The sequence below is a fragment of the Streptomyces sp. NPDC096136 genome, assembly GCF_044763325.1.
Classification (GTDB): Bacteria; Actinomycetota; Actinomycetes; order Streptomycetales; family Streptomycetaceae; genus Streptomyces.
On the sequence record NZ_JBIWFZ010000013.1, the window covers coordinates 126,172 to 139,747 of the forward strand.

Annotated in this window: 7 protein-coding genes; all 7 read right to left on the reverse strand. The window is 75.5% G+C overall.

Features of this window, described 5'->3' with window-relative positions:
- Positions 1-51 precede the first annotated feature (51 nt).
- The 7 genes from ACIRBY_RS25360 to ACIRBY_RS25390 all read right to left on the reverse strand — a co-directional run bounded on the left by ACIRBY_RS25360 (position 52) and on the right by ACIRBY_RS25390 (position 13,407).
- Positions 52-3,294 (reverse strand): amino acid adenylation domain-containing protein, encoded by a 3,243-nt coding sequence (locus tag ACIRBY_RS25360; protein WP_403904271.1) that lies wholly within the window; start codon positions 3,292-3,294, stop codon positions 52-54.
- 19 nt (positions 3,295-3,313) lie between these two features.
- Positions 3,314-6,517: an amino acid adenylation domain-containing protein gene (locus tag ACIRBY_RS25365; RefSeq protein ID WP_403904274.1), complete on the reverse strand. Its 3,204-nt coding sequence runs from the start codon at positions 6,515-6,517 to the stop codon at positions 3,314-3,316.
- The gene (locus ACIRBY_RS25370; protein ID WP_403904276.1) at positions 6,514-8,331 is read right to left on the reverse strand and encodes a condensation domain-containing protein; all 1,818 of its coding nucleotides are present in this window, start codon (positions 8,329-8,331) and stop codon (positions 6,514-6,516) included. Before ACIRBY_RS25370 ends, ACIRBY_RS25365 begins: the two co-directional genes overlap by 4 nt.
- Complete coding sequence (locus ACIRBY_RS25375; protein WP_403904278.1) at positions 8,324-8,548, reverse strand: MbtH family protein; 225 nt, start codon at positions 8,546-8,548, stop codon at positions 8,324-8,326. The genes ACIRBY_RS25370 and ACIRBY_RS25375 overlap by 8 nt, the downstream gene beginning before the upstream one ends.
- 74 nt (positions 8,549-8,622) lie before the next feature.
- Positions 8,623-10,890: a pyridoxal-phosphate dependent enzyme gene (locus ACIRBY_RS25380; protein ID WP_403904281.1), complete on the reverse strand. Its 2,268-nt coding sequence runs from the start codon at positions 10,888-10,890 to the stop codon at positions 8,623-8,625.
- A 2-nt stretch (positions 10,891-10,892) separates the two neighbouring features.
- On the reverse strand, positions 10,893-11,873 hold the full coding sequence (locus ACIRBY_RS25385) for a kinase (protein ID WP_403904283.1): 981 nt from the start codon (positions 11,871-11,873) through the stop codon (positions 10,893-10,895).
- The gene (locus ACIRBY_RS25390) at positions 11,839-13,407 is read right to left on the reverse strand and encodes an argininosuccinate lyase (RefSeq protein WP_403904285.1); all 1,569 of its coding nucleotides are present in this window, start codon (positions 13,405-13,407) and stop codon (positions 11,839-11,841) included. The genes ACIRBY_RS25385 and ACIRBY_RS25390 overlap by 35 nt, the downstream gene beginning before the upstream one ends.
- Positions 13,408-13,576: the final 169 nt, after the last annotated feature.

A 13,576-nucleotide genomic window follows, 5' to 3' on the forward strand; every position in this document is an offset into this window, starting at 1 on the left:
GGTCGGGCTCTTCGCGACGCGGGTGGAGCTGGTCGGGCCTGGTCGGGCCGGTCAGGCCCGCTCACGGGACCGGGGGCGCAGCGCGGGGCGGGCGGGGGCGGCGGCGGCCCCGGCGAGGCGGGCGGCGATGCCCGCGGGGGTGGGCGTCTCGAAGAGTTCGCGGATGCCCAGCCGTACGCCGAGTGCGGCGCCGATGCGGCCGGCCAGCCGGGTGGCGAGGAGCGAGTGGCCGCCGTGGGCGAAGAAGTCGTCGTCCATCCCGGCCTCCTGGAGGCCGAGGACGGAGGCGAAGACCTCGCAGACCGTCTTCTCGGTGGGGGTGGCGGGCAGCCGTCCGGCGGGACGGTGCACGGTGGCCGGGTCGGGGAGCGCCTTGCGGTCGAGCTTGCCGTTGGCGGTGAGCGGGAACCGCGGCAGGTGCAGGAACAGCGACGGGACCATGTAGGCGGGGAGGTTCCGGCCCAGTTCCGTGCGGACCTCCTCGGCGGTGGGGGTACCGGTGAAGTAGCAGATGAGCCGCTGTTGGCCCGCATGGTCCCGGTCGACGGCGACGACGGCCTCGCCGACGCCGGGCACGGCGCGCAGCGCGGTCTCCACCTCGCCCAGTTCGATGCGGTTGCCGCGGACCTTGACCTGGTGGTCCTGGCGGCCGAGGAAGTCGAGCTGGCCGTCGGCCCGCATCCGGGCGAGGTCGCCGGTGCGGTACATGCGGCTGCCGGGCACGGCGGAGAACGGGTCGGGGACGTAGCGCTCGCTGGAGCGGCGCGGATCGCGCAGGTATCCGGGGCCCACGCCGGTGCCGCCGATGAAGAGTTCGCCGGGCACCCCGGGCGGTACGGGCGCGAGCGCGGCGTCCAGCAGGTAGAGGGAGTTGTTGCGCAGCGGGCGTCCGACGGGCAGCCGGCCGTGTTCCAGCTGGGCGTGCACGTCGGGGCCGATGAAGGCGTGCGTGTTGTCGTCGGAGCACTCGGTGAGGCCGTAGGCGTTGACGATCGCGGCCTGCGGGTGGCGTGCGTACCAGCGGGTGCACAGTTCGGGCGGCAGCACCTCGCCGTTGACGATGAACCAGCGCAGTTCGGGCAGCGCCGGCGGCAGCACGCCGGTGTCCCACAGGTCGACGGCGGCGCGGACGAAGGAGGGCACGGTCTCCAGGACGGTGATCCCCCGGCGGGCGGCGTCGTCGAACAGGGCGGCCGGGTCGCGGGCGGTGTCCCGGGACACCAGGTGGACCTGTCCGCCGGTGATCAGGGGGGCGAGCATCTGCCATACGGAGATGTCGAACGTGAGCGGGGCGTTCATCACCACGCGGTCGCCGTCGCCGAGACCGAGGTCCTCGACCTTGGCCAGGAGGTGGTTGTTCATGCCCCGGCGGTGGACCATGGCGCCCTTGGGCTTGCCGGTGGATCCCGAGGTGAAGCAGACGTAGGCGAGGGCGTCGGGCCCGCCCGCAGGCGCCGGACGCTCGTCCGGGACCGGGGCGGCCGCGTCGTCGATCACCAGGACGGGCAGGCCGCCGGGGACCGCGGCGGCGATCTCCTCGGCACGCGCCCGCTGCTCGGGGGCGGCCAGCAGGCGGGCGATCCCGCCGCTCGCCAGGAGGTCGGCGGTACGGGTGACGGGGCCCTCGGGGTCGAGGGGGACGTAGGCCGCACCGGAGCCGAGGATGCCGAGCATCGCGACGGGGACGCGGGCGGTGGGCTCGCTGAGTACGGCGACCAGGTCGCCGGGCCGCACCCCGTCGGCGAGCAGGGCCAGGGCGAGGGCGTCGGCGCGGGCCACGAGGTCCGCGTAGCTGTGTTCGCGGCCGGTGTCGTCGGTCGTGGCGACGGCGTCGGGGCGGCGCCCGGCCTGCTGCCGGACGCGCTCGACGACCTCCGCGTACTCCTCGTCGCGGGCCGTGTCGTTCCATTCGACCAGGACGCGGTGGCGTTCGGCGGGCGAGAGCAGGTCCACGGTGCCCACGGGGCACGAGGGGTCCTCGGCGACGGCTTCCAGGAGCCGGGCGAGGCGTTCGATCAGGGCCTGGGCGGTGTCGCGTGCGAACACGTCCGGCCGGTAGTCGATCTGCAGCCGCAGCCGGTCGCCGGGGATGGCGGTCAACGAGAGGGGGTAGTGGGCGGCGTCGTACGGGTCCACTCCGCTGACCTGGAGGCCGCCCGCGCCGAGTGCGGCGAGGCCGGCCGCGTCGACCGGGTAGTTCTGGAAGGCGACGCAGGAATCGAAGAGCTCGCCCGCGCCCGCGAGCCGCTGGATCTCGACCAGCCCCAGGTGGTGGTGGTCGATCAGGCGCGCCTGCTCGTCCTGCAGCCGCTCGAACAGCGCGACGAGGGACTCGGTGGGGTCGATGCGTACGCGGACCGGCACGGTGTTGATGCACAGGCCCACGATGTCCGCGACGCCGGGCAGTTCGGGGTCCCGGCCGCTGACGATGGCGCCGAAGACCACGTCCTCGGAGCGGAGCTGCCGGCCGAGCAGGAGTGCCCAGGCGCCTTGGAGCAGGGTTCCGGAGGTGATCCGGTGGCGGCGGGCGAGGGCGCCGAGCCGTTCGGTGAGGGACTCGGAGAGGTACGTCTCCACCCGGTCGGGCAGCACCGAGCCGGGCGGCGGGGACACGGGCGCGGTACGGGTTCCGCCGGGCAGGCCGTCCAGGGCGCGGGTCCAGGCGTCCCGGGCGGCGGCCGTGTCGCGGCCGTGGAGCCGGCTCAGGAAGGCGGAGTAGGGGGTGACGGGTCCCAGCGGGGCGTCGTCGGCGTCGTGCAGGGCGAGGAGTTCGCGGACCAGGACCGGCCAGGACCAGCCGTCCATCAGGATGTGGTGGTAGGTCAGCAGCAGCCGGTGGGACAGCGGGCCGGTGCGGACGAGGGTGAAGCGCAGCAGTGGCGGCCGGGCGAGGTCGAAGCGGGTGGCCCGGTCCTCGGCGAGGAGGGCGTCCACGGCGGCGGTGCGTTCGCTCTCCCCGAGCCCGGACAGGTCCGTCTCCTGCCAGGGGGCCCGGACGCCGCGCTGGACGACCTGGGCGGGTTCGCCGGTGGCGCGGCGCAGGAAGCCGGCGCGGAGGTTGGCGTGCCTCTCCAGGACGGTGTCGGCGGCGGCGCGCAGACGGTCCGCGTCGAGGGGGCCGTCGAGGTCGAGGAGCAGCTGGGCCACGTAGACGTCGCGTTCCTCCTCGTCGAAGAGGGCGTGGAAGAGGATGCCGTCCTGGAGCGGGGACAGGGGCAGGACGTCCTCGACCAGGGAGCGGGCGGCCGGTGCGGCCGGTGCGGAGGCGGCAGGGGTGGACGGCGGGTGGTTCACGGTGGTGTTCCTTCTGTGGTCAGGCGGTCTGGGTGCGGCGGGCCCGGCGGACGATCGGCGGGTCCCCGGCGCCGGCGGCCGCGGCGGCGGGCAGGGCGGCGGCCAGTTCGGCGACGGTGGGGCCGGTGAAGAACCGGCGGATCGTGATGGCGCCGCCGAACCGGTCCCGGACCTCGGCGAGCAGCCGCGTGGCGAGCAGGGAGTGTCCGCCGAGGTCGAAGAAGTCGTCGTGGACGCCGATGTGCGGTACGCCCAGGACCTGCTCCCAGATGGCGCACAGGGCGCGCTCGTCGTCGGTGCGCGGCTCCTGGTGGGCTCCCGCGGTGCCGGCCGTCGCCGGGTCCGGCACGGGCAGGGCGGGCAGGTCGGTCTTGCCGTTGGCGGTGACCGGGAAGGCGTCGAGCAGGGTGAGGGTGGCGGGCACCATGTAGTCGGGCAGCCGGGCGCGCAGGTGCTCGCGCAGTTTCCGCGGGTCGGGTGCCGGGGTGCCCTCGGCGGGGACGGCGTAGCCCGCGAGCGCGGGACCGGCGGCCGTGTCCACGACGGTGACGGCGGCCTGGCCCACCGCCGGGTGGCCGGCCAGGACGTGCTCGATCTCGGCGGGTTCGATGCGCAGTCCGCGGATCTTGACCTGGCGGTCGGCGCGGCCGAGGTACTCGACCTGGCCGTCGGCGGACCAGCGGGCCAGGTCGCCGGTGCGGTACATCCGGCTGCCGGGGGGGCCGTACGGGCAGGCGACGAAGCGTTCGGCGGTCAGCCCGGCCCGGCCGAGGTAGCCCTGTGCGAGTCCGGCGCCCGCGATGTAGAGCTCGCCGATGACGCCGGGCGCCACGAGGCCGAGCCGCTCGTCCAGGACGTGCAGCTGCGTACCGTCGAGCGGGCGGCCGATCGGGACCTGTCCGGCGGGGGCCTCCTGGCCCGGGCCGACGGCGAAGGTCGCCGCGAAGGTCGTGGTCTCGGTGGGTCCGTACGCGTTGGTGACGGTGGTGCGGGGGCAGGCCTCGCGGACCCGGCGGACCATGGAGGGCGAGGCGGCCTCGCCTCCGGTCATCACCTCGTGCAGCGTGCCGAGCGCGGGCAGGCAGCGGTCGGCGAGGACGTTGAAGAGGGTGGCGGTGAGGAAGGCCCCGGTGACCTTCTCCTCGGCCATCAGCCGGGCCAGCGCGTCGACGTCGAGTTCGCCGGGCGGCGCGACGACGACCAGGCCCCCGTTCAGGAGCGGCACCCACAGTTCGTAGGTGGAGGCGTCGAAGGCGTGCGGCGAGCGGAACAGCACCCGCTCGTGCGCGCCGCCGCGCCAGCGCCGGTCGGTGGCGAGGGCGACGACCTCGCGGTGGGAGACGGCCACGCCCTTGGGGGTGCCGGTGGAGCCGGAGGTGTACATCAGGTAGGCGAGCGCGTCGGCGTGCCCGCTCGGTCCTGCGGTCGCGGCCGTCCCGGCCTCCGTGGCGTGCCGTCCGTCCGGACGCAGGACGTGGCGCACACCTGCCGGTACGGGTTCCCCGTCCGGGACGTCGGTGACGAGGACGGCGGCCCCGGCCGCGGTGAGCACGGCCTCGGTACGGGCGCGCGGAGCCCGCGCGTCCAACGGCAGGTAGGCGGCGCCGGCCTTGAGGATGCCCAGGCAGGCGGCGACGAGGTCGCAGGAGCGGTCCATCAGTACGGCGACGGACTCGCCCGGCCGGACGCCGAGGGCGCGCAGCCGTCCGGCGATCCGGTCGGCCCGGGCGTCGAGTTCTCCGTACGTGGTCTCCCGGCCGGCGCAGAGGACCGCGGGGCGGCCCGGGTGGGCGGCGGCCCGCTCCTCGAAGGCGCCGTGCACGGTTCGGGCGTCGGGGGCGACGGGCGCGCCCTGCCAGTGCTCCAGCAGGTCGGCCCGCTCCCCGGGCAGCAGGACGTCGAGTGCGGAGAGCGGGACGCCGGGCTCGCGGACGACGGCGCCGATGAGGTGGACGAGACGGTCCAGCAGGCGCCGGGCCGTGGTCCCGTCGAACAGGTCGCCCGCGTACTCCAGTCCGAGGAGCAGGCCCAGGGGCCGGCCGGTGGCCGGGTCGTGGAGCTCCTCCACCTCCAGGGTGAGGTCGAACTTGGCGGTGTCGGTGCGCACCGCCTCCACCTCGGCCCGCAGGCCCGCGAAGGCGGGGGCCTGTGGCTCGCCGCGCTGGGCTGAGACGGCGACCTGGAAGAGCGGGTGGCGGGCGGGCGAGCGGGCCGGGTTGAGGCGTTCGACCAGCGATTCGAAGGGCAGTTCCTGGTGGGCGTACGTCTCCAGGGCCGCGGTGCGCACCCGGCCCAGCAGCTCCGTGAAGGTGGGGTCGCCCGAGGTGTCGGCGCGCACGATCAGGGTGTTGACGAAGAGGCCCACGAGGTCGGTGAGGGCTTCGTCGTCCCGGCCGTCGACGGGGCAGCCCAGCGGCAGGTCGGTGCCGGCGCCGAGGCGGGTGAGCAGGGCCGCGAAGGCGGCCTGGACGGCCATGAACGCGGTGGCGCGGGCGCCTTGGGCCAGCGCGGCCAGTCCGGCATGGGCGGCGGCGTCGGTCCGTGCCTGCACCAGTGCGCCCCGGTGGCCGGCCACGGCCGGGCGCGGCCGGTCGGCGGGCAGGGCCAGCTCCTCGGGCAGGCCGTCGAGGACGGCCGCCCAGTGGGTGAGCAGCCGGCCGTGCAGGGAGGCGGGGTCCTGGGCCGGGCCGAGGAGCTCGCGCTGCCACAGCGCGTAGTCCGGGTACTGGACGGGCAGTTCGGGCCACTCGGGGGACCGGCCGGCGCAGCGGGCGGTGTAGGCGGCGGCGAGGTCGCGGACGAGGATGTTCACGGAGTGGCCGTCGCCCGCGATGTGGTGCAGGACCAGGAGCAGGTAGTGGTCCTCGGCGCCGTCGGTGAACAGGTCGGCGCGCAGCGGTGGTCGGACACGGAGGTCGAAGGGCCGGGCCGAGGCCTCCTCGGCGCGCCGGGCGCGTTCGGCGGGCGGGCCATGGGTGACGGTGAGCACCGGGGCGGCGTCCGCGGGGTCCAGGACCCGCTGGTGGGGGCGGCCCGCCTCCTCGGGGAAGACGGTGCGCAGCGCCTCGTGGCGGCCGCTCACGTCCGCGAGCGCGGCGCGCAGGGCCGGGCGGTCGAGGGCGCCGCGCAGCCGCAGTCCGACGGGGATGTGGTACAGCGCGCCGTCGGCGCCGTCCCGGGCGTGGAACCACAGGCGCTGCTGGGCGTGGGACAGAGGGATCACAGCAGGGCTCCGAGCTGGGATTCGAAGGTGTCGAGGTCGGCCTGGCTGACCCGGGCGAGGGAGACGTCGCAGGGGGCCAGCCGGCCGGCGTCGGGGCGGGCGGCGTGGGTGACGACGGCGCGCAGCATGGTGAACCACTCCCGCGCGAGGTCGTGGACCCACGGCCCGGGGAGGGCGTTGCCCGCCCAGGTCCAGGTGGCGCTGAGGGCGAGGCCGTCCGGGCCCTCGTGGGCGGCCGCGTTGACCTCCACCGCGTGGGCCATCGGGAGGCCTTCGTCGGCGTCGTCGAGGGCGAAGTCGTGGCCGGGCGCGGCGTCCCAGGGGGCGTCGCCGCCCATCGGGAACCGGCCGAGGTAGTTGAAGCCGATCTGGGGGATGCCGCGGGCGGCGAGACCGGGTCCGGTACGGGAGTTGAGGTGGCGCAGCAGCCCGAAGCCGATTCCCTTGTCGGGTACGGCGCGCAGTTCCTCCTTGACCAGCCGCAGGGCGGCGCCGACCGCGGGTCCGCCCCGGCGGGCCTCGTCGAGGTCCGGGCGGCCGAGGGCGAGGCGGACGGGGAACACGGTGGTGAACCAGCCGACGGTGCGGGAGAGGTCGGTGCCGTCGGCGACGTCCTCCCGGCCGTGGCCCTCGACGTCGATGAGGACGGCCCCCTCCTCGTCCGCCCCCTCCTCGTCCGCCCCGTCCTCCCCGTCCGCACCCTGGGCGGCGCGCCGGCCGAGCACGGCGAGGGCCAGGGCGGTCAGCAGCACGTCGTTGACGGTGCCGTTGACGAGGCCGGGAGCGGTGGTGAGCAGGGGGCCCGCCACGTCCGGCCCGAGGGTCAGGGTGAGGGTGTTCCCCGCACTCTCGGGGTCGAGGCCGCCGGGCGGTCGGACGCCGGCCAGGGGCTGGGGGGCCTCGCGCAGGGCGGCGGCCCAGCGCTCGGCCTCGGCGGTCCGACGGCCGGAGGTCGCCTCCGCGCGCAGCAGGTCGGCCCAGTGCGCGAAGGGGGTCGCCGCCGGCTCCAGGACGGGCTCGCGGCCCTCGGTGAGGGCCGTCCAGCAGGTGCGCAGGTCGTCCTGGAGGATCCGCCAGGAGACGCCGTCGACGACGAGGTGGTGGATCACGAGCGCGAGCCGTCCCTGGTGTCCGGGTCCCCGGTCCAGGAGTACGGCGCGCAGCATGTGGCCGTCGCGCGGCGAGAGCAGGCGCCGCGCGGCCCTCATCCGCTCCCGGGTCAGGGCGGGGAGTTCCGACTCGCCGGCCCCGCGGGCGTCCACGTGCTCCAGCAGGTCCGCCGCGACGACGGTGCCCGCGGGTGGTACGACGGGTTCGGCGCCGGTGGCCCCGATCCCGTCGGGCAGCCTCAGGCGGAGCATCTCGTGGGTGTCCAGGAGCGCCTGGACGGTGCGTTCGGCGGCGGTCGGCCCGAAGCCCGGCGGGGTGCGGAGGACGAGCGACTGGTTGTAGGTGTCGACGGGACCGCCGAGTTCGGCGAGCCAGCCCATGATGGGGGTGGGTGCCAGCGGGCCCAGGCGGCGCGGGGGCGTGGTCGGTGCGGTGTCCTCGCTCCCCCGGCCCTGGGCGCGGGCGGTGGCGGCGAGCGCGCTCACGCTCTCCGCGCGGAGCACGTCGCGGGTACGGACGACCAGGCCGGCCGCTCGGGCACGGCTGACGACCTGGATGGCCTGGATGCTGTCGCCGCCCAGCCCGGTGAAGCTGTGGCCCGCGTCGACCTCGGCGCGGCCGAGGACCTCGGCGAAGAGGGTGCGCAGGGTCCGTACGGGGTCGGGTCCGGCCGGATGCCCGGTGCGGTGGACGGGCTCAGCCACGGGGCGCGTTCCCGGCGAGGGCGGCCACCAGGGAGGCGGGGCGCATGTCGGTCCAGACCCGCTCGACGTGGTCCAGGCAGGCCTGGCGGCCGTCGGGGCCGTGTACGACGGTCCAGCCGGCGGGGACGGGGTTGGCGGCGGGCCACAGGGAGTGCTGGAGCTCGTCGTTGCGGACCACGACGTAGGAGGCGCTGTCGTTCTCGAAGGGGTTGCTCACGGCGGTTCGCCTTTCGGTTCGGGTGCGGCCGTACGGGTCGTACGGCGCGTCGTCGGGACGGGTACGGCGGAGGATCAGGAGCGGGGCGCGGCCTCGATGTCGAGGTGGACCAGGGCGCTCGCCGCGTCGAGGGCGGCGTGCACGCCGGCGGGCTCCGCGTGGCGGGCGATCACGTGCCCGAGCCGGTCGGAGGCGCTGCGGGGCCGGTGCACGCGCGTGCCGGGGGCGGCGGTGACCAGCACCGATGCGACTCCCTCCACGGCCGCCGCGGCCTCGGCGCCGTGGACGGCCGTGAGGGTGCCGTCGGTGTCGGCGAGGAGGAACTGGATCCCGGCGTGGCCGGCGTCCTCGGCCTTCAGGTGCGGTGGCGTGCCGAGGGCGGCGCGCAGCTGTGCGTCGAGGAGGTCGACGCCGGTGGCGAGCCGGATCAGTTCGGGGATCATGCCGCCGGCCGGGCGGGGGTTGATCTCGACGAGGGCGGGCCCGTCGGCGGTCAGTTTGACCTCGGTGTGGGTGGCGCCCAGCCGGATCCCGGCCGCGTCCAGGGCCGCCGTCACCGTGTCGGTGATCAGCTGGGCGGTGGCGGCGGGCAGCGGGGCGGGGAAGAGGTGGCGGTGCTCGACGAAGTGCGGGCCGGCGGTCACGGACTTGGCGGTGATGCCCACGCACACGGTCTGCCCGTCCCCGCCGAACATCTCGACGCTGTACTCCGGCCCGTCCAGGTACTCCTCGACGAGGACGGTGCGGGCGGTCGGCATGCCCCGCACGTTGGTGTCGACCGCTAGGATCCGCTCGATCTGGGCGCGGACCTCGGCCTCGTCGGCGCAGAGCAGGACGTTGGTGGAGCCGGAGTCGTCGGCCGGCTTGACCACGCAGGGCAGTCCGGTGCGGGCGACGGCGGCCGCGGCTCCGGCCGGCTCGCGGACGAGGGAGTACCGGGGCTGGCGGACGCCCGCGGCCCGCAGCCCCTCGCGCAGGGCGGACTTGTCGCGGCAGACGGCCACCGCCTCGGGCGCGTTGCCGGGAAGGCCGAGCCACCGGGCGATCCGGGCGGCGGCCGGTACGTAGAAGTCGCTGGTGGTGGTGACCCCGGCGATCTCCTCGCGGCGGAACCGCTCCTGTACGGCGGCCCGCAGGGCGGCGTCGGAGTTGGTGTCGCAGCGGACCACCTCGGCGCCGGTCTCCGCCAGGCCCCGGTAGCGGTCGGGGTCGGCGGTCAGCAGGACGGGTACGGTGTCCAGTTCGCGCGCCCGCTCCAGCGCGAGCATGCCGGTGCCGGTGGTGTTGGACTCCACGAACAGCAGGTGCCGGCCGATCCCGGCGGGCGGGCTGTAGGCGACGGTGGACCAGGTGCGGGCGGTCCCGTCGGGTCCGAGGGCGGCCGGCGCGGTGGCGGCGGGCACCGCGCGCAGCCGGTTCGCCTCCCAGTGGCCGTCGTCGTAGACGGTGTCGGCGTAGCGGTCGCCGCGGTCGGGGAGGATGCCGACGATCCGGGTCCCGGGTTCGGCGCGGTCGGCGAGGCCGGTGAGGACCCGGTAGACGGAGCCCGAGGTGTTGCCGCCGAAGATCTGCTGCTCGCCGGCGAGGTCCCAGGTCGCGGCGAAGGCCTCGTGGTCGTTGAGCCAGTGCACCTCGTCGACGAGGGTGCGGTCGAGGTTCTTGGGCAGCAGGCTGTTGCCCAGCCCGCTCTGCAGCCGCTGCGGTACGTCGGGCTGGCCGAAGAGGGCGCTGCCCACGCAGTCGACGCCGACGACGTGCAGGGCGGGCAGCCGCTCGCGCAGCGCCCGGGCGGTGCCGCACAGGGAGCCGCCGCTGCCGACGGCTCCGACGAGGGTGTCGAACCGGCCGAGGTCCGCCAGGAGCTCACCGGCGAGGGTGCGGTAGGCCCCGGGGTTGTCGGGGTTGGAGTACTGCTGCGGCCAGAAGGCGCCGGGCAGTTCGTTCTGCAGCTCCGCGAGCCGCTCCAGGCGGGCGCTCTGCCAGCCGTGGCTGGTCATCGCCTCGACGACGTGCACGCGGCAGCCCAGGGCGCGGAGTTTGGCGAGGGTGACGGGGTCGATCCGCGGATCGGTGACGATGTGCACCTCGTGGCCCAGGGAGCGGCCGACGAGGGCGACACCGAGGGCCATGGTCCCCGAGGAGCTCTCGATGACGGGATCGCCCGGCTTCAGGGTGCCCAGCCGCCGGGCCTCCAGGAGGATGTTGCGGGCGACGCGGTCCTTCATCGCGAACAGGTTCTGCAGTTCCAGCTTGGCGTAGACCTCCACGCCCCGGGCCTCGCCCAGACGCAGCCGGACCAGCGGGGTCCCGCCGATCGCGTCCGTGACGGTGTCGAACAGCATGCTCAGATCTCCAGCTCGGTGGGGTGGGCGGGCGGGGCCGGCGGGCTCCAGCTGTCGTCGGGGCCGAGGGAGCGGTGTACGGACACCTCGCCGTCGAGAGCGGCGCAGCCGGCCCGGATGTGCTCGGTCTTGCCGGCGAGGGCGGGGTCGTCCGCTTCCAGGAGGACGCCGAGCATGGTGCCGCTGTGCGCGAGGACCAGGCCCAGCCCGTCGACCTCGCGGCACAGGGCGTGCAGTTCCGCGAATCCGGCGCGCCGGCGGCGGTGGGCGTTCATCTCGGCGCTGCGCGTGGCGACGGCGCCGACCTCGGCGAGGTCGCCGCGGGCCACGGCGTCGGTGAGCCGGTCCAGCAGGCGTGCGTACTCCTCCCGGTCGGCGGCGCCGATGGCCCGGGCTGCCCGGTTGTGCGCGACGGTGTCGACCTGGCCGCCCTCGTCGTGGGCGACGACGGTGAGGGGCGGCAGCACCCCGAGGCGTCGGCCGAGGCGCACCTCTCGGTGGTGGAAGGCGACGATCTCGTCGTACATGACCCCGTCGGCCGGTTCGATGCCGCGCAGGAAGTCCTCCGTCTCGGCCGGGGTGAAGGCGCGCCCGTGGGCGGCTCCGACGGCCCGTACGGTGGCGACCAGGTCGGCGGAGGAACTGGCGAGGCCCTTGCCCTCGGGCAGGTCCCCGGCGACCTCCAGCAGGCCGCCGTCCGCCGTGCCGAGGGCGGCCAGGACGGCCTCGGCGACCCGGCGGGACTTGGCCTTGTGCGCCGGGCGCACCCGGACCCGGCCTCCTCCGGGCTCGGGGTGGAACACGGCGGTGGCCCAGCGGGCGAGGGGGAAGGTGACCAGGAAGTCCCCGCGCGGGTGGGGCAGGGCGCCCTGGAGCAGTTCGCCGAACGTGCCGAAGGCGCTGCCGGAGCCGGGGCCGACGGGGAAGGCGGTCGCCCCCGCGACGGTGTCAGCGGGCGTGCTGTACGCGGGTGCGGGTGACATCGCCGCCCTCCTCGTGGATCGTGTCCTCGGGCGCCCCGTACAGGGCGCGGTCGCCCTCCTCGGCGCCCGCGCGGAGCGCGGCGGCGCGTGCCCGCCAGTCGGCGCGCAGCTGTCCGTACGTCTCCTGCTGGCCGCGCAGGACCGCGCGGACGGCTTCGGGGCGGGCCGACCCGGCGGACACCATGCGCTCCAGGCCCCGGTCGACGTCGAAGGCCTCGTCGAGGAGCCGGGCGGGGTCGGCGAGGGTGATGCCGTGTCCGGCGGCCGCCTCGGCCAGCAGGGCGGGTTCGCCCGGCGCGGGGGCGGCGCCCGCCGTCGCGGCGAGCACGACGTACTTCCCGGCGACCACCTGGGCGGTGCGCCAGGGCACCCCTTCGGTGAGGCAGAGGGCGTTGGCGAGGCTGAAGCCGCCGAGGAACTCGCGCTCGCACACCTGGCGCATGCGGTCGGCGCGGAAGGTCAGCCGGCGCAGCACCTCGGTGAGGAGGCGGACGGTGCCGTGGGCCGAGTCGAAGGCGTTCAGCAGGTGGGTGCCGGCCTCCTTGGACACCTCGACGAGGTTGCAGAAGGGGGTGTTGCGCTGGCCCAGGAGCACGTCGAAGTGGAAGGCCGTCAGGTGGGCGGTGCGCCCCCGGATGCGCTCCAGGACCGGGTAGTTCTTCTTCTGCGGCATGGCGGAGGAGATGCCGGACAGTTCGTCGGGCAGTTCGATGAACCCGTACTCGCTGCCGCCCCAGGTGAGCAGGTCGGTGGTGAAGCGGCTCAGGGCGGTGCCCAGCAGGCTCAGTTCCGCCGTCAGTTCGGCGCTCCAGCGGCGCGAGGCCACGGCGGTCAGGGCATGGGGCTGCGGCCGGGAGAAGCCGAGCAGCCGGGCCATCCGGTCTCGGTCCCAGGGCAGTTCCTGCCCGGCCATGGCGCCGGCGCCCAGCGGGCAGGCGTCGATGCCGTCGTAGGCGTTCAGGAGCCGGGCGTGGGTGTGCAGCAGGTGTTCGGAGAGCGCGGCGAGGTGGAAGCCGGGGGTGATGGTCTGGGCGGCCTGGAAGTGGGTGTACCCCGGCATGGGCAGGTCACAGGTCTCCTGCGCCAGCTCGTGTACGACCGCGCCGAGTTCGAGGAGTGCGCTCGCGAAGCGGGCGAGCTGGTCGCGGCCGTACATCACCTGGGCGCAGGCCTGGAGGTCGTTGCGGCTGCGGTCGGCGTGCCAGTGCGTGACCGGGGCGGGCAGGCCCGCCTCGACGTGCCGTTCGAGGGCGAAGGCGATGTCCGACATGTTGGCGCCGGGCTGCGCGCTGAGGGTGTCGGAACCGACGGCGTCCAGCAGGGCGGCGATCCGGCGGGCCTCCTCGGCGCTGATCAGGTCCATGCGGACGTACTCGGCGGCCAGGGTCTTCTCGATGGCGACGTAGTGCCGCAGCAGGTGGCGGGACTCGAACCCGAACTGCGGGGCGAGCACTTCGTCGTGGAGGAGTTCGGCGGGACCGCCGCGGATCCGGCCGGTCAGCTCGGGGGCGGGCCCCGGGGTGTCATGCGTCACGTGGTGTGTTCCGTTTCCTGTTCTGGTGCGGGGCGCGGGGGCGTGCCGGGGCACGCCTCGTCGGCGCACGGCGCGCGAAGGGCTGGGGCGGGGTGGAAGGGCTGGGGAGTGTCCTGCCGGTCAGGGCGCACCTGCCCCGACCGGCGAGGACACCCCTTACGGGCGGGCC